17 protein-coding genes are annotated in these 16,212 nt (G+C 65.5%); 7 read left to right on the top strand and 10 right to left on the bottom strand.

Features of this window, described 5'->3' with window-relative positions; all coding sequences use genetic code 11:
- Positions 1 to 83: 83 nt before the first annotated feature.
- Positions 84 to 857, bottom strand: a complete 774-nt coding sequence (sigE, locus tag ACIA48_RS25245; protein ID WP_396738485.1) for an RNA polymerase sigma factor SigE — start codon at positions 855 to 857, stop codon at positions 84 to 86.
- Positions 858 to 1,034: 177 nt separating this feature from the next.
- Between sigE and ACIA48_RS25240 the strand changes: the two genes are divergently transcribed.
- The 4 genes from ACIA48_RS25240 to ACIA48_RS25225 all read left to right on the top strand — a co-directional run bounded on the left by ACIA48_RS25240 (position 1,035) and on the right by ACIA48_RS25225 (position 5,008).
- Entirely contained in the window at positions 1,035 to 1,703 is a 669-nt protein-coding gene (locus ACIA48_RS25240) for an O-methyltransferase (RefSeq protein WP_396738080.1), read from the top strand.
- 110 nt (positions 1,704 to 1,813) lie between these two features.
- A complete protein-coding gene (locus tag ACIA48_RS25235) occupies positions 1,814 to 2,503 on the top strand; it encodes a TetR family transcriptional regulator (RefSeq protein WP_396738077.1) in 690 nt (229 codons plus the stop codon).
- Positions 2,475 to 3,410, top strand: coding sequence for an ATP-binding cassette domain-containing protein (locus tag ACIA48_RS25230; RefSeq protein WP_396738074.1), 936 nt, complete (start codon positions 2,475 to 2,477; stop codon positions 3,408 to 3,410). Before ACIA48_RS25235 ends, ACIA48_RS25230 begins: the two co-directional genes overlap by 29 nt.
- Positions 3,407 to 5,008, top strand: coding sequence for an ABC transporter permease (locus ACIA48_RS25225; protein ID WP_396738071.1), 1,602 nt, complete (start codon positions 3,407 to 3,409; stop codon positions 5,006 to 5,008). Before ACIA48_RS25230 ends, ACIA48_RS25225 begins: the two co-directional genes overlap by 4 nt.
- 51 nt (positions 5,009 to 5,059) lie before the next feature.
- On the opposite strand, the gene ACIA48_RS25220 is transcribed toward ACIA48_RS25225, so the two are convergent.
- Positions 5,060 to 6,346, bottom strand: coding sequence for an HNH endonuclease (locus ACIA48_RS25220; protein WP_396738068.1), 1,287 nt, complete (start codon positions 6,344 to 6,346; stop codon positions 5,060 to 5,062).
- Between the two features lie 46 nt (positions 6,347 to 6,392).
- Positions 6,393 to 7,403, bottom strand: a complete 1,011-nt coding sequence (locus ACIA48_RS25215; RefSeq protein WP_396738065.1) for a hypothetical protein — start codon at positions 7,401 to 7,403, stop codon at positions 6,393 to 6,395.
- A 136-nt stretch (positions 7,404 to 7,539) separates the two neighbouring features.
- Here ACIA48_RS25215 and ACIA48_RS25210 point away from each other — a divergent pair, with 136 nt between their 5' ends.
- A complete protein-coding gene (locus ACIA48_RS25210) occupies positions 7,540 to 8,163 on the top strand; it encodes a DUF4126 domain-containing protein (protein WP_396738062.1) in 624 nt (207 codons plus the stop codon).
- Here ACIA48_RS25210 and glgC read toward each other — a convergent pair.
- The gene (glgC, locus tag ACIA48_RS25205) at positions 8,160 to 9,374 is read right to left on the bottom strand and encodes a glucose-1-phosphate adenylyltransferase (RefSeq protein ID WP_396738060.1); all 1,215 of its coding nucleotides are present in this window, start codon (positions 9,372 to 9,374) and stop codon (positions 8,160 to 8,162) included. The two genes, ACIA48_RS25210 and glgC, sit on opposite strands and share 4 nt — an antisense overlap.
- A gap of 127 nt (positions 9,375 to 9,501) precedes the next feature.
- Here glgC and glgA point away from each other — a divergent pair, with 127 nt between their 5' ends.
- Positions 9,502 to 10,665: a glycogen synthase gene (gene glgA, locus ACIA48_RS25200; protein WP_396738058.1), complete on the top strand. Its 1,164-nt coding sequence runs from the start codon at positions 9,502 to 9,504 to the stop codon at positions 10,663 to 10,665.
- A gap of 27 nt (positions 10,666 to 10,692) precedes the next feature.
- On the opposite strand, the gene ACIA48_RS25195 is transcribed toward glgA, so the two are convergent.
- From ACIA48_RS25195 to folP, 5 genes are all read right to left on the bottom strand, one after another.
- Complete coding sequence (locus ACIA48_RS25195; protein ID WP_003406247.1) at positions 10,693 to 10,860, bottom strand: DUF3117 domain-containing protein; 168 nt, start codon at positions 10,858 to 10,860, stop codon at positions 10,693 to 10,695.
- A 124-nt stretch (positions 10,861 to 10,984) separates the two neighbouring features.
- Positions 10,985 to 11,566: a DNA-3-methyladenine glycosylase I gene (locus ACIA48_RS25190; RefSeq protein ID WP_396738013.1), complete on the bottom strand. Its 582-nt coding sequence runs from the start codon at positions 11,564 to 11,566 to the stop codon at positions 10,985 to 10,987.
- Entirely contained in the window at positions 11,563 to 11,937 is a 375-nt protein-coding gene (locus tag ACIA48_RS25185) for a DivIVA domain-containing protein (protein ID WP_396738010.1), read from the bottom strand. Before ACIA48_RS25185 ends, ACIA48_RS25190 begins: the two co-directional genes overlap by 4 nt.
- 10 nt (positions 11,938 to 11,947) lie before the next feature.
- Positions 11,948 to 12,901, bottom strand: coding sequence for a glucosyl-3-phosphoglycerate synthase (locus ACIA48_RS25180; RefSeq protein ID WP_396738007.1), 954 nt, complete (start codon positions 12,899 to 12,901; stop codon positions 11,948 to 11,950).
- Positions 12,898 to 13,722 (bottom strand): dihydropteroate synthase, encoded by an 825-nt coding sequence (folP, locus tag ACIA48_RS25175; RefSeq protein ID WP_396738483.1) that lies wholly within the window; start codon positions 13,720 to 13,722, stop codon positions 12,898 to 12,900. Before folP ends, ACIA48_RS25180 begins: the two co-directional genes overlap by 4 nt.
- A 140-nt stretch (positions 13,723 to 13,862) precedes the next feature.
- Between folP and ACIA48_RS25170 the strand changes: the two genes are divergently transcribed.
- Positions 13,863 to 14,399, top strand: a complete 537-nt coding sequence (locus tag ACIA48_RS25170) for a dihydrofolate reductase family protein (protein ID WP_396738004.1) — start codon at positions 13,863 to 13,865, stop codon at positions 14,397 to 14,399.
- Here the strand turns inward: ACIA48_RS25170 and fadD6 are convergent.
- The gene (gene fadD6 / locus ACIA48_RS25165; RefSeq protein ID WP_396738001.1) at positions 14,396 to 16,207 is read right to left on the bottom strand and encodes a long-chain-acyl-CoA synthetase FadD6; all 1,812 of its coding nucleotides are present in this window, start codon (positions 16,205 to 16,207) and stop codon (positions 14,396 to 14,398) included. The two genes, ACIA48_RS25170 and fadD6, sit on opposite strands and share 4 nt — an antisense overlap.
- Between the last annotated feature and the right edge of the window lie 5 nt (positions 16,208 to 16,212).

The raw sequence follows: 16,212 nt of genomic DNA, 5'->3' as shown, positions 1-16,212 counted from the left end.
AGCTCCTCTCGGCGTACTCGCGTCGCGTAAACGTTACTGACTCGAATGTAGCGCGGCGCGCGGCGCCAAACACCTGCGAACACTCAGGCTGACTTGGCCGTGTCCCGGTAGTGGGTCGATTCCCCGTCACCGTGACGGGCCAAGTAGTCACGCAGCGCCTGCCGACCGCGGTGGATGCGGCTGCGGACGGTGCCGAGCTTGACGCCCAACGTCGCGCCGATCTCCTCGTAGGACAAGCCCTCGACGTCGCACAGGACGACTGCGGCACGGAACTCCGGCGGCAGCGAGTCCAGCGCGGCCTGCAGGTCAGGACCCAGGCGCGAGTCGTGGTAGATCTGCTCGGGGTTCGGATCGTCGGCGGGCACCCGGTCGTAGTCCTCGGGCAGCGCCTCCATGCGGATGCGGCCCCTTCTGCGCACCATGTCCAGGAACAGGTTGGTGGTGATGCGGTGCAGCCAGCCCTCGAACGTGCCCGGCTGATAGTTCTGCACCGAGCGGAAGACGCGGATGAAGGTCTCCTGCGTGAGGTCCTCGGCGTCGTGCTGGTTTCCGGACAGGCGGTAGGCCAGCCGGTAGACGCGGTCGGCGTGCTGGCGCACCAGCTCGTCCCAGGACGGCATCGTGGTGTGGTCACCCGTGGCGTCGAAGACGGCGGTGCCGGTCAGTTCATCGGAAGGCTCAACCCATTCCCCGTCGGTGTATTGCTCGAGGTGAGCCATCGACGAGGGAGCGTTCTTGGTGGTGGTCGTCAGATCCTCCTGGTCACAGCCGTCAACCTGTATCGACGGCCCGATGTTGGCGGCAACATGAAACTCCCTGCGCTTATTCCCTGCGTCCCAACGTCCGCCGTCGTCCATGCGACATACCGTCTCGAACCCTGGTGTGCCTGGCATATGAGCACACTGAACATTTCCTGAGAAAGATTTTCTACCCATTTTCGACCTGCGAAAACCGAGCGATTCCGACCGAAATCCGCAGTTCGGGGACGGGCGTGTCGCGGGCGTGCCCTTCAGGGGAGGTTCTACGCTGCGGGCATGGCAGGCATCGACGACGTCATCGGGGGCGGACCGCAGCAGAGTCGCGCCGAATCGATCGTCAAGCATGCCGAGCAGTCCATCTCCGAGGACGCGATCGTCGCGGCAGCCCGAGAGCGCGCTGTCGAACTCGGCGCGGGCGCGGTGACCCCCGCAGTGGGCGCATTGCTGTGCGTGTTCGCCAAGATGACCGGAGCCAAGGCGGTGGTCGAAGTGGGTACCGGCGCCGGGGTGAGCGGGTTGTGGCTGCTGTCAGGCATGCGCGAGGACGGCGTGCTCACCACGATCGACGTCGAGCCTGAGCATCAGCGCATCGCCAAGCAGGCGTTCACCGAAGCCGGAGTCGGTCCAGGCCGCAGCAGGCTGATCAGCGGCCGGGCACAGGAAGTGCTCACCCGTCTCGCCGACGAGTCCTACGACCTGGTGTTCATCGACGCCGATCCAGCCGACCAGCCGCATTTCGTCACCGAAGGCGTGCGGCTGCTGCGTTCCGGCGGAGCCATCGTCGTGCACCGCGCCGCGCTGGGCGGACGCGCAGGCGACGCGAACGCGAAAGATGCCGAGGTGGCGGCGGTGCGAGAAGCCGCACGGCTCATCGCGGAGGACGAGCGGCTCACTCCGGTGCTGATCCCGCTGGGCGACGGCTTGCTCGCCGCTGCCCGCGACTGATTTTTCGCCGAACACTCGCCCACGTCAGCGCCGCCTCGGCGCGATCTTTACGGAGTCTTGACGGGTCAACTCCTTGACTGTCGGCTGAACGCGCGTTTAGCGTACTAAACATGCGTTCAGCGCCCGATGATCGAACGGCCATCGCCCGGATCCGCGATGCCGCGATCGACCAATGGGGCCAGCACGGGTTCAACGTCGGACTTCGGCGCGTCGCCGAGGCCGCGGGCGTATCCGCCGCGCTGGTGATCCATCACTTCGGATCCAAGGACGGACTGCGCAAGGCGTGCGACGAATACGTCGCCGAAGAGATCCGTCAGTCGAAATCGGATGCGATCCAGTCGAGCGATCCGGCGAGCTGGTTCGCGGCGATGGCTGAGATCGAGTCGTATGCGCCGATGATGGCCTACCTCGTCCGCAGCATGCATTCCGGCAGCGACCTCGCAAAAACGTTCTGGCAGAAGATGATCGAGAACGGCGAGGAATACATCGAAGCGGGCGTGCGGGCCGGCACCATCAAGCCCAGCCGCGATCCGAAGGCCAGGGCCAAGTTCCTGGGCATGGCCAGCGGTGGCGGCTTCCTGCTGTATCTGCTGATGCACGACAACTCATCCGACCTGCGCGCAGTCCTTCGCGATTACAGCGAAGACATGATTCTGCCCGCCCTCGAGCTCTACACGCAGGGCCTGATGGCCGACTCGACGATGTACGACGCGTTCCGGGCGGCCCGCGAACAAGGCATTCCGTTCAGTAATCCCAGTGAAGGAGATCGAAATGACGGCACCGTCCCTACAAAGGGCTAACGCCGGTGAGCAATCGCACTTGGCGGTCGAGATCCGGGGACTGTCGAAGTCATTCGGGCGCACCAAGGCGCTCGACGGTCTCGACCTGACTGTCGCGCCGGGCGACATCGCCGGCTTCCTCGGACCCAACGGTGCGGGCAAGTCCACCACGATCCGCGTGCTGCTCGGTCTGCTGCGCGCCGATGGCGGAACCGTGCGGCTGCTTGGCGGGGATCCGTGGCACGACGCCGTCGACCTGCACCGCCGAATCGCCTACGTCCCAGGTGATGTGACGTTGTGGCCCAACCTGACCGGGTTGCAAGCCATCGACTTCCTGGCCCGACTGCGGGGCAACGGCGTCGACACCCGCAGACGCGACCAGCTGATCGAGCGCTTTGAACTCGACCCGCACAAGAAGGCACGCACCTACTCCAAGGGAAATCGGCAGAAGGTGGCAATCGTCGCCGCGTTTTCCACCAATGCCGAGCTCTATATTCTCGACGAGCCGACCTCCGGCCTGGACCCGTTGATGGAGAAGGCGTTTCAGCAGTGCGTTCAGGAAGTGGCCGAGCGCGGTGCCGCGGTGCTGCTATCGAGTCATATCCTCGCCGAGGTCGAGAAGCTGTGTGACAGTGTGACGATCATTCGCGCGGGCCGCACAGTCAAGTCGGGATCGCTCGACGAGCTCCGGCACCTGATGCGGACAACGGTGACAGTACGCACCCGCACCGATGGGCAGGCGCTGCAACGTAGTTCGTTCGTTCACGACTTCGCGATCAACGACGGCCACTACACGTTCTCGGTCGACCGCAACGAACTGGACCGTGCCATGGACCAGCTCACTGAACTGGGCATCCTGGATCTGACCGTGACACCGGCGTCGCTCGAGGACATGTTCCTGCGCGAGTACCAGGGAGCCTCGCGATGAGCACCGTCCTTGTCCCGCCCACCACGGGAGCCGGGTTGTGGACGGGCACGGTGAGCCTGCTGCGGCTGGCGCTGCGCCGCGATCGGGTTCGCCTCTCGATCTGGCTGGTGGCCCTGACACTGATGATGGCGTACGCGCCGAACGCGATAAAGCTGGCGTATCCGGACGAGGCACAGCGCCAGGCTCGGGTCAACCTGATGAAGACGCCTGCGGCGATCATCATGGGCGGACCGATGTTCGGCGGCAACGAGACCGATCTCGGCGCGATGATGGCCAACGAGCTGATGCTCACGATGATCGTCGCATCGTCGATTCTGGCCATTCTCACCGTCATCCGGCATACGCGGGCCGAGGAGGAAAGCGGCGCAGCGGAACTGGTGCTGTCCTCGGTCGTGGGACGGTACGCCCGGACCACCGCCGCGTTGATCCTTGCCGGCGGCGTGAACGTCGTGCTGGCAGTGACCATGACGCTGGCGATGGCCTCCACCGGTTTTGGGTTCGTGGACACGGCTGCCATGTGCCTCGGGATCACCGGCGTGGCCATGGTATTCGGTGCGGTGGCCGCGGTCACCGCACAGCTGTGGCGGCAAGCGCGCACTGCGACGGGAGCTGCGATGGCCGCTTTGGCGCTGGCCGTCTTCGTCCGCGGGATCGGCGACGTCATCGACAACTCGGGCAGCGCATTGAGCTGGTTCTCACCGATAGCGTGGGCTCAACAGATGCGAGCCTTCGTCGACCTGCGCTGGTGGCCGTTCGCCTTCCTGGTTGTCCTGACGGTCGGGCTGATCGCGTTGGCGGCCGCCCTGGAGAGCAGGCGGCAGTACGACGACGGCACCATCCCGTCCACTGGAGAGCGCCCCAATGCGCATGCCATCAAATCCGTACTCGGCCTACACCTGACGCTGCAACGCGGCCAGACGATCGGTTGGGCGGTGGGACTGTTCCTGGGCGGCTTGGCCTTTGGGTCGATGACAAAGTCACTGTTGGACGCCGCCGAAGAGAACGAACTGATTCAGCGAGTGCTGGTCGCGCAAGGCACCGACAGCGTCTACACGACGATGACGCAGTTCCTTGCCGCCGCGGCCACCGCATACGTCGTGTCGGCGGTGCTGCGGGTACTCGGTGACGAGGAGAAGGGCCTCGGCGAGTCGGTACTGGCCGGCGCGGTGTCACGGTGGCGCTGGCTGCTCACCGCCGTCGCCTCGGCGCTCATCGGCTCCGCCGTGCTGATGTTCTTCGCAGGCTTCGGCAATGGTCTGGGTGCCGGCATCACCCTCGGCGAGCCGGGATTGATCGTGCGGCTGACGTTTGCAGGTCTCGCGTACGTGCCTGCGATGGCCGTGATGGCGGGTATCGCGGCGCTCGGAGTTGCGATCCGGAGGGCCTGGATCGGCTGGCTTGCAGTCACATTCGTCGTCACGTCGCTGTACCTCGGCGCACTGCTGCGACTGCCGCGCTGGCTGCTCGACCTCTCCCCTGTCGGCCAGACGACAGCGCCATCGGACTACCCGGTGCTTGCGTTGGTCATGATGATCGTGGTCGCAGCTGCACTGGCTCTGCTCGCCGGTGCGGTCTACCGGCGCCGCGACGCCGCGTGAACTGGTCGAAAAGGTGCACTACCGTCTCATGCCCGGCGTCTGGTGAGGCACTCAGGCGGCGGTCAACCCGGCGAGGTGATTGGCGATCATTGCCTCGACGTCACTCGCCCTGAACATGACCACGTCGTTGAGCAATGGTGGTGCATGTGACTCGTGGTGCGCACCTGTCGGCGTGACGTACACCGCCGTGTGCCGCTGGCCGTCATCATCGAAGGTATGGACACGCCAGCCGGGCGCCTCCTTGGCGTAGTTGCACGCCTCACACTCGCCGAGACCGTTGGCTGCCGTGGTCGAGCCGCCGCGTGCGTGTGGAGTGGCGTGGTCGGTGTGCCGAATCGGCGCATCGCAGTACGGGGTGCGGCATGTGTCGTCTCTGAACCCGATGAACGTCGCGAGACCCCTTGGGAAGAACCGTGATCGGGACTCCATCGCCACCAATGCTCCCGAGCCTGGATGGCGATAGAGCCGACGCAGCGTGGCTTTGGACTGCTCGTCAGCGATGGCATCGCCCGCAAGCCGACACGCGATCGCGGCGGGCACCGGACCGTACCCGGGAATGTGCGCCGGCGTGGTGCCGCCGCCCAGCAGAGTCTCATCGGTGATGACGAGGTTAACCGCGACGGGAACCGGGACGTCGGCGGGCTGACCGGTGACGCGCTCGACAAGAGTGTCGGCCATGACCTGACCACGGCCGCGGTCGTCGAAGATGGTGTCGGCTTCGCGCTTCAGAGCGGCATAGACGGATACCCCCTGAGCCATGGGCAATAAAGCGGTCACGTACGTCATCGCGTCGGGGGCCGGTCGCACGGTCACGGTGCGTTCGGATTGGGCACGGACCGCCTTGTCCACGACAGCCTGCGGGTCGAGTTCGTAGGCGATGGTCTTGGCTTTGGCCTCAATCCTCTTGTCACCGAGGCCTTCCAACGCCGACTGGTCGGCGCACATTCTCGCGTCGAGTGTGCGGCGGTCCTCGAGGGACAGGCACGCCGACTCGCGCACGATGAGCGTCGCACGCCATTCGGAGAGCGCACCAGACTCCAACGCGGCCAGGGTGTAGGGCATTTCGTGGACGAGTGCGCGTGCGAAGCCGAGGTGCCGCCCGCCACGGTTGGGGGAATCGTGGCGGGCCAGCGCGATCTCGGCCGCTAGGCCGCGGCCTCGTTTGGTGGCGGGCACGCCCTCGGTCGCCTCGCGAGCTCGGCGGGCCGTGTCGAGATCGGCGGTGACTCTGGCCTGTTCGGCAGCAGCGGCGGATTTCCCGCGTTCGAGCTCCGCGATGCGTTCGACCAGCGACGCCTCATAGGCAAGCGGGTCGAGAACCGCTGCTGATTCGAACATACTTTCGACTCTACTCCAGGAGTCCGACAAAAGTGGTCGTAACCGATCAGACCGCGGTGCCGAACCAGTCGGCGTCGTCGTCGATCCGCTTGAACCGAAGTTGCCTCAGCCACTTGTCTTCCCAAGCGTCAAGCGTCTCGAGCACCTCATCGGTGAGGTCCGAACGGACGCCAGCCTCGTCGTGCGCGAATCGAACGAACGCACGCAGCAAAATGGGGGCCGCCTCCACTCCGTCCAACGAGTAACAATCGGTTTCGTCTAGCACGTGGTCGAACAACCATCGTTTGGCCCGACGTTCGGTCCAGCGCAGAGGGTCTCCGGCGCCGTGTTCAACACCGAACTCGACCAAAGACTCGAGCAGCTCGGCTTGCCGTCGCCCGAATGGTGCACCTCCGGGTGATGCGGAAAACCGTGCGATGAGCGCGGTGACCTCCTTGGAACTCCACTCGGGTCGCGGCAGCGCTGAGCCGCCCGCCGGTAGATCTCGAATCAACCATTCGACCAGCGGGCCGTACTCCGGCCAACCCGAAGCCGCGCGGGGCGCAATCCGCACTTCGAACTCAACGGCGGCGGTCAAACGCGCGCGGATATCGGCGAGATCGACTTCGTCGTGCCGCATGTCAGTTGCCGGTTCGTCTATCCAGTTGACAACCGCCTCGAGCGGCCCGCGGTAAATGTCGACTCGGCGGATGAAGTCTCCGAGATCGAGATCGAAGTCGACCGCACACGTGAATTCGCCAACCGCAGGCACCCGAAACTGCAGGAGAACGATGTCGTTTGGGTCGAGCACGTGACTGACCCGCATGGCTCGATGGACCTTCGTCTGCCCGAGCTGGGCAACCCACTTCGGCGTCAGCGGACGCCGGGCGGCGAGCTCTCCACGGATCTGGTTCGCCAGTTCGTCGTCATCGCCGAGGAACTCGGCCAGAACGGCGAGCACTGTCGAGCCCTGTGCCGTGCACTCCCCGGTCATGTTGGCAACCACGCGCGCGCGATCGAGCGGCTCCGGGGCGCCGACCCGAGCGCGTCGACGTGGATCCGATTCGTACATCATCATGCTCGCGAGTACGAGCAGGCTGAACGGATCTCTACCCGCCTTCCGGACACTCCGTTTATTTCGGTTCCGTCTTGACCCCATGCCGTCAAAGTACGAACACGCACTGACAACTTTCACGCCAACGCATAATGCCTAGATGGAGCTGCTGACTGGACTCGGGTTGGCCACCGCCGCGGGCCTCAACGCGTATATCCCGCTGCTGGCGCTAGGACTGCTGTCGCGGTTCACCGACCTCGTCACGCTGCCCCATGGGTGGACCTGGCTAGAAAACGGTTGGGTGATGGCGATCGTCGCCGTCCTGCTGCTGGTCGAGATCGTCGCCGACAAAATCCCCGCGCTCGACAGCATCAACGACGCGATCCAAACATTCGTCCGCCCGACGGCCGGCGGCATCGTGTTCGGGTCTGGCACGGCGGCGCAGACCAACGCCGTCGCCGACCCAGGTGCCTTCGCGCAATCCGGACAGTGGATCCCCGTCGCGATCGGTGTCGTTGTCGCACTGGTGGTGTCGTTGACGAAATCCGCGGTGCGACCGGCCGCCAACGTCGCCACCGCAGGCGTGGCGGCGCCGGTGCTGAGCACGGTCGAGGACGGCATCAGCATCGGGCTGGTCTTTGTGGCGATCCTGGTTCCCGTGCTGGTGCTGGTGGCCGTTGTCGTGTTGGCGTGGGCGGTGTGGCGCCTGGTACGCCGACGACGCCGCGCAAAGGAAGCGAAGGCCGCCAACCTGAGCCCACCTAAGGTAGGGGACGAACCCTAGATCCAGACGCCCTTGCCCACGGCCACTACGCCACCAGCGCTGATCGCGAAGCGTTCGCGGTCCCTCTCCAGGTCCACGCCCACCATCTCGCCGGGTCCCACGACGACGTTCTTGTCCAGGATCGCGTGGCGCACGACGGCACCACGGCCGATTCGGGTGCCCGGCATGATCACGCTGCCCTCCACGATCGCACCGTCGTCGACGACGACGTTGGAGGACAACACCGAATTGCGCACCGACGCAGCCGAAATGATGCTGCCCGCACCGACCACCGATTCCTGCGCCGAGCCGCCGTTGACGAATTTCGCAGGCGCCAGGTTCGCCGACTCGCCGAGGATCGGCCAGCGCCGGTTGTACAAGTTGAACACTGGATGCACTGACACCAGATCCATGTGGGCGTCGTAGAACGCATCGAGCGTCCCGACGTCGCGCCAGTAGCCGTGATCGCGCTCGGTGGAGCCGGGGACTTCGTTGTCGTTGAAGTCGTACACCGCGGCCATACCGTCGGAGACGAGGCGCGGGATGATGTCGCCACCCATGTCGTGATCGGAGTGGTCCTCGTCGGCGTCGGCCTTGATCGCATCGACGAGCACCTTGGTGCTGAAGATGTAGTTGCCCATCGATGCGAACGTCTGCTCGGGATCGTCAGGTGTACCGGGCGGGTCGGCGGGCTTTTCGATGAACGCCCGGATGCGTCCCGACTCGTCGGAGTCGATCACACCGAACGCACTCGCTTCGGCGCGCGGAACTCGGATACCCGCGACCGTGACGCCCGCGCCGCTCTCGATGTGGAACTGGAGCATCTGCTCCGGATCCATCCGGTAGATGTGGTCGGCACCGAACACGACGACGTAATCGGGGTCCTCGTCGTAGATCAGGTTCAGCGATTGCAGGATGGCGTCCGCGGAACCGGTGTACCACCGCGGACCGAGACGCTGCTGTGCGGGCACCGGGGTGATGTACTCGCCGGCAAGCCCCGAAAGCCGCCAGTTCTGCGAGATATGGCGGTCCAGCGAATGCGATTTGTATTGCGTCAGAACGCAGATCTTCAAGTACCGCGCATTGACGAGATTCGACAGGACAAAGTCGATCAACCGGTACGCGCCGCCGAACGGAACGGCCGGCTTGGCCCGGTCGGCGGTCAGTGGATAGAGCCGTTTGCCCTCGCCGCCCGCCAGGACGATACCCAGCACGTGTGGCAGTTCCCGCATGATTCAAACCTAACTGCAGCCGCGGACGGCGGCTAGCCATTCGCGCCTGTCTGTCAAGGTTATTGACGCCTAGCCTGCTTGCGAAACAAAGCTGCGTTTACGAGATACGGCTACTACCGTCGTCACCATGCGGGTGGCGATGATGACTCGGGAGTATCCGCCCGAGGTCTACGGCGGAGCGGGCGTACACGTCACCGAGCTCGTCGCCCAGTTGCGTCACCTATGCGAGGTCGACGTGCACTGCATGGGCGCACCGCGCGATGGCGCGATCGTCGCGCAGCCCGATCCCGCGTTGCTGGGGGCCAACCCGGCTCTGTCGACGTTGTCGGCGGACCTCAACATGGTCAACACCTCGGGTCAGGCCAGTGTGGTGCATTCGCACACCTGGTACGCCGGGCTGGCAGGTCACCTCGCCGCGCTGCTGTACGGCGTACCGCATGTCCTGACGGCGCACTCGCTGGAGCCGATGCGGCCGTGGAAGGCCGAACAGCTCGGCGGCGGCTACAGGGTGTCGTCATGGGTGGAGAAGACCGCGGTGGAAGCGGCCGACGCGGTGATCGCCGTCAGCTCGGGCATGCGCGACGATGTGTTGCGCACGTATCCGGCGCTGGATCCGAATCGGGTGCACGTGGTGCGCAACGGGATCGACACAGACGTTTGGTATCCGGCCCCGCCGGAGCCGGGCGAGTCGGTGCTCGCCGAACTCGGGGTCGACACGACCCGGCCGATCGCCGCGTTCGTCGGGCGGATCACCCGTCAGAAGGGCGTCCCGCATCTGATCGCGGCGGCACACAAATTCACCCCCGACATCCAGCTGGTGCTCTGCGCTGGCGCTCCCGACACCCCAGAGATCGCGGCGGAGGTCACCGAGGCCGTTCAGGATCTGGCACGCAGCCGCACCGGCGTCTTCTGGGTACGCGAAATGCTACCGATTTCGAAGATTCGCGAAATTCTCTCAGCTGCAACAGTTTTCGTATGTCCGTCGGTGTACGAACCGCTCGGCATCGTCAATTTGGAGGCGATGGCCTGCGCGACGGCGGTGGTGGCGTCCGACGTCGGGGGCATCCCCGAGGTGGTGGCCGATGGTCACACCGGTGTCCTGGTGAAGTACGACGCGAACGATCGCACGGGGTATGAGTCGCGGTTGGCCGACGCGGTCAACGCGGTGGTCGCCGACCCGCAGCGCGCCACACAATACGGTCAAGCGGGCAGGCGGCGCTGCATCGACGAGTTCTCCTGGGCGCACATCGCCGAGCAGACCCTCGAGATCTACCGGAAGGTGACTTCCTAGGCGCGAACGCTCACAGGCACGCGCCGACTAGCTGGTGACGCCCTTGAGTTCGTCGCCGAGCGCGGCCGCCTCATCTGGGGTCAGTTCGACGACCAAACGTCCGCCGCCCTCCAGCGGTACCCGCATCACGATGCCTCGCCCCTCCTTGGTTGCTTCCAGTGGACCGTCGCCGGTCCGGGGCTTCATCGCCGCCATCGAGTGCTCCCTCCACATGAGCCAGCCCGCCGGTGGGCCTAACGAATCCCCTCTATTGTTCCCTATCCGCGCCGTCGCGTGTGCAAAGACCCGGGGATGACGATCTTGACGGCCCGTCGACGGGTCACTGGAATGTCGCTGGCACCCAGCAGTCTGCGGTGTGGTCGTCGACCATTCCGGTCGCCTGCATCAAGGCGTAAGCGGTCGTCGGCCCGACGAATCGGAAGCCTCGCCGCTTCAGTTCCTTGGCCATCGCCTTCGACTCCGGGGTCACCGCCGGGACGTCACCCATGGCCGCGGGGCGCGGCCTTCGCGGTGGCGCGAACGACCACAGCAACTCGCCGAGGTCGGTGTCCAGATCGCCGACCGCGCGGGCGTTGGCGATGGTGGCCTCGATCTTCGCGCGGTTACGCACGATCCCGGCGTCCTCCATCAACCTCGCGATGTCACGGTCGCCGTAACGCGCGATGCGCTCGACATCGAACTTGTGGAAAGCGCGTCGGAAGTTCTCCCGCTTGCGCAGGATGATCAGCCACGACAGCCCGCTCTGGAATGCCTCCAGCGTGACGCGCTCGAAGAGCGCCTTGGAGTCGCGCAGCGGCTGGCCCCACTCGGTGTCGTGGTAATCCCGATACATGACGAAATCATCTGCAGACAAGCGTGATTCGTCGATCCACGCACAGCGGACGCGCTCGTCTGCAGTCACGATTCGCCCTCCGCCTCCGACGACGGCAGCGCGTGCGCACCGCCCTCGATGTGGCGCCGTTCCTCCGCGTCGTCCGCAATCCCGTGCGCCGCGCGAACCGCGGCCAGCTGCCCGCGCACCAAGTCGAGTTCCTGACCCAGTCGGTCGAGCACCCAGTCCACCTCGCTGGTCTTGTAGCCGCGCAACGTCTGACTGAACTTGACTGCCTCCACATCGGCACCGGTGACGCCAGAGGCGGGCAACACGGTGGCCGTTGTATCGCGCGGCAACGGCGGCAAAGACTCGCCGCGTCCGAAGAGCACGCTGCCGAGCGCGAACAGCACGATCGCAATGAGGACCAGCACGACCAGATACAGCAGAACCAGGGTCACGCCCTCGATATTAGGCAGGCCGCAGGCTGTTCATCGGCGGCCGGTCGACGAGTGACACCTCCGAGGTGCGCGGCGTGAAATCGTCGCCGTCGGCGAAGAACTGTGTGAGGCCGACGCCGGAATCCGGCACGCCGCACCGCGAGAACAGGGTCGCGATGACCTGTCGGCTCATCGCGGCCAGTTCGGTGAGCGGCCGGTTGCGGTGCTCGCGGACCCCCAGATTGACCTGCGCAATCGCGTTCAGGCCAAGCCGGTCGTATGTATCGACCAGCAGGCCGATCTCCACGCCGTACCCGGGCGCGAACGGCACCGACGTCAGCAGTTCGCGGGTGCCTGCGTACTCACCGCCGAGGGGCTGCAGCAGACAGGTCAGTTCGGGGCGCAGCGCGGCGAGCAGCGGCCTGGCCACCAGCTCGGTGACCCGTCCCCCGCCATTGGCGTCCTCGCTGCCGCTGACCTTCAGCGGCCGCCGGTAGAACCCCTTGACCAGGTGCACACCATCTGAGGTCAGCAGCGGGCCCAGCAGCTTGGGCACGAACATGGGGTCAGGGTCGATCAGGTCGGAGTCGACGAAGACGACGATGTCGCCGGTCGTGACGGCCAGTGACCGCCACAGCACCTCGCCCTTGCCCGGCTGGGGCGCGACCTCGGGCAGCGCCACCTCGCGGCTGATCACCCGTGCGCCCGCGGCGAGTGCGCGGATCTCGGTGTCGTCGGTCGAACCGGAATCAAGCACGATGAGCTCGTCGACCAGGCCACCGAGCAGCGGTGTGATGGTCTCGACGACGTTCGCGACGGTCTCTTCCTCGTTGAGGGCGGGCAACACCACCGAGATGGTGCGGCCGGCTTTCGCGGCCTCGAGTTCAGCAATCGTCCACATGGGCCGGCTCCAGCTGTTGTCGGCCAGCCAAGGGTGTTCCGCAATGGCGGCGGGCTCCGTTGGCTGTTCAATTAGCACAGTCATGCCAGTCCCCTCACTGTGCGCGTCGGTGGACGCGTTCCCTGGATCGACGCGACCATCTCCAGTACGCGTCGAGTGGGACCCACCTCATGCACTCGGAACATGGCGGCACCATCGGCAGCGGCCAGGGCGGTCGCAGCCAAAGTGCCTTCCAAGCGTTCAGTCAGGTCCACACCCAGAGTTTCCCCGACAAAATCTTTGTTGCTCAGCGCCATCAGGACCGGCCATCCAGTTTTTACAAGGTCTTTTACGTGGCGCAACAAACTAAGACCGTGATAAGTGTTCTTGCCGAAATCGTGGGTCGGATCGATCAAGATGGCGTCTTTCGCGACCCCGCACGCGACCGCGCGCTCGGCTGCCGCCGTCACCTCTGAGATGACATCGTCGACGACGCCGCGTTCGGAGATGCCGTAATTGACGCGGAACGGGCGCGTACGGGGCACGGCGCCGCCAGTGTGCGAACAGACCAGCCCGGCGCCGAACTCCGCGGCGACCTCCGGCAGGCCTGGGTCATGACCTCCCCAGGTGTCGTTGATCAGGTCCGCACCGGCCGCGCAGGCCTGCTTGGCCACCACCGCCCGCCAGGTGTCGACGCTGATCAGCTGATCGGGATAGGTGTGGCGGAGCCACTCGATGAACGGCACGACGCGGGCGATCTCCTCATCGACGTCGACCGAGCTGCCCGGGCCTGCCTTCACCCCGCCCACGTCCACGATGTCGGCACCGTCCTCGATCACGCGATGGGCGGCCGTCTTGGCTGCTTCGTCGGTGAACGTCGCTCCGCGGTCGTAGAACGAGTCGGGCGTGCGGTTGACGATCGCCATGATCAGCGCGCGGTCACCGGCCACCGGGCGACCCAGAAACGTCGACTGCACGCCTTCCAGGCTACGGGCGATGAGGTTTCGCCTGCGGTCCAGTCAACCCAAGCGAGTAATGAGTGCAGAAACCCAGAAGAGGAGTTGCAATGCGCCGGGTCGTCCTGTTTCACATGTGGTCGCTCGACGGTGTTGCCGAGGAGCCCGGCGATTGGGTCTTCGAGGTTGATCAGGCCGTATTCGACAACATCGCCGAGGTGATCGGCCGCCAGGACGCCGTGCTGCTGGGTCGCGGCACCTATGACTACTGGTCGGGACACTGGCCCAACGAAGGTGAAGAGCCCTTCCGGAGCTTCATCAACGCCACCACGAAGCACGTGTTCACGTCGCGACCGCTCGAGCCCGACTGGTCCAACACGGTCGTCGTCGACGGCCCGGCGCAGGCGTACGTCCGCGGGCTCAAGGAGCAGGACGGTGCCGACATCGGTATCCACGCGAGCGTCGGCCTCGCCAAGTCACTCCACGACGCCGGCCTGATCGACGACTACCGGCTGCTCATCGCGCCCACCTTCGCCGGGAGCGGCCACCGGATGTTCGACGGGCAGCAGGAACTACGCCGCCTGGAACTCGTCGACTCGCAGGCCACCGAAAGCGGTGCGCTGCTGCTGCATTACCGGAACCGCTAGTTCTTGGGCTTCTTGCCCGCCGCGACCTCTTCGGGGTACTCGTCGTAGAACTCGACGTAGCCCTCTTCCCGGCCCGACAGGACGTAGATCGGATCGTCGATCTCGACGTCGTCGTCGTCACCCTCGCCCGTGCTGCCGCCGTAACCCTCTTTGCGGAGGTCGACCTTCTGGCTCTTGAACGTCGACGTGTGCGCGAGTTCCTTGACCACCCGCACGAACAGCGGCACCGCATAGCCGGGAAGCTTGTCGTAGACGGCTTTGGCCAACGCCTTACCGTCGAACTCTTCGCCTTCCTTGAGCTGGACCGCAGCCATGCCGGCCCGGCCACCCGCTCCCTCGACCTCGACGCCGAACACCGTGGCCTCCTCGATCTGAGGATCCCTCGACACCGCGGCCTCGACCTCAGTCGTCGCCACGTTCTCGCCCTTCCACCGGAAGGTGTCGCCGAGGCGGTCGGTGAACGCGGCATGCCCGAATCCCTGCGAACGCATCAGGTCGCCGGTATTGAACCAGCAGTCGCCTTCCTTGAACGCGTCGCGGACGAGTTTTTTCTCGGTGGCCTTCTTGTCGGTGTAGCCGTCGAACGGCTGGAAGTTGCTCACCTTCGACAGCAGCAGACCCGGCTCGCCGGTCTTGACTTTGCGCACGCGGCCGTTGTCGTCGCGCACCGGATCCCCGCTTTCGGCGTCGTACTCCACGAAAGCCACCGGCGTCGGGCAGATCCCGGTCGATTTGTCGATGTTGAGCACGTTGACGAACGCGGTGTTGCCCTCGCTGGCGCCGTAGAACTCACACACGCGCGGGATGCCGAAGCGCTTGGTGAAGTCGTCCCAGATGGCCGGCCGCAGCCCGTTGCCGATGATGACCCGAACCTTGTGCTTGCGGTCGGTGTCCTTCTCCGGCTGGTTCAGCAGATAGGCACAGATCTCGCCGATGTAGATGAACGCCGTCGCGTTGTAGCGGATCACGTCGTCCCAGAACTTCGAGGCGGAGAACGACTTGCCAAGCGCCAGAGTCGCTCCCGCGTTGATCGTCGATCCGAGAGCCACCGTCAGCGCGTTGTTGTGATACAGCGGCAGGCAGCAGTACAACACGTCGTCGCTGTGCAGGCGCAGGCCGAGACCACCGAAGCCGGCGAGCGCGCGCAGCCACCGGTAGTGGGTCATGACGCTGGCCTTGGGCATGCCGGTGGTGCCCGAGGTGAAGATGTAGAAAGCCTTGTCCTTGGCCAGCACCGCCGCCGTCGTCGCGGGGTCCTGGGTGGGGGCGGTGGCGGCGAGCCGATCCAACTCCTCGACCGTAATCAGTCCGGTGGTGTCGGCGCCGCTTTCGGAGATCGGCTCGATCAGATCGGTTGCGGCAACGATCGCCTTGGCGTCGAGCAGTCCGATGCTGTGGGACAGCACATCGCCGCGCTGGTGGTAGTTGAGCATGCCCGCGATGGCGCCGCACTTGACCACGGCCAGCATGAGCAGCACCGCTTGCGGGGAGTTGCGCAGCATGACGCCGACGACGTCGCCGTGCCCGACCCCGCGAGCGGCCAGCACCGCGGCGTAGCGGTTGGCCGTCTCATTGGCCTGCCGGTAGGTCAGCTCCTGGTCCTCGAACCGGATGAACGGCTTGTCGCCGTAGCGCGCCGCCCGGTCCTGGAAGACCTTGCCGATCGACGTCTTGGCGGTGGGACGCGCCATGAAACCCGTCATCGCGCCGCGCAACATCACGGGGGCGTCCATCAACAGACGCGGTACTTGGGTGGCGAGGTCGAGCAGTCCGACGCTTTTGCGGACGCCGGATTTTTGGTCGGTCATTGCGG

The organism is Mycobacterium sp. NPDC051804, from assembly GCF_044452905.1.
In the GTDB taxonomy this organism is placed as follows: Bacteria; Actinomycetota; Actinomycetes; order Mycobacteriales; family Mycobacteriaceae; genus Mycobacterium.
This window is presented reverse-complemented; position numbering and strand designations above follow the sequence as displayed.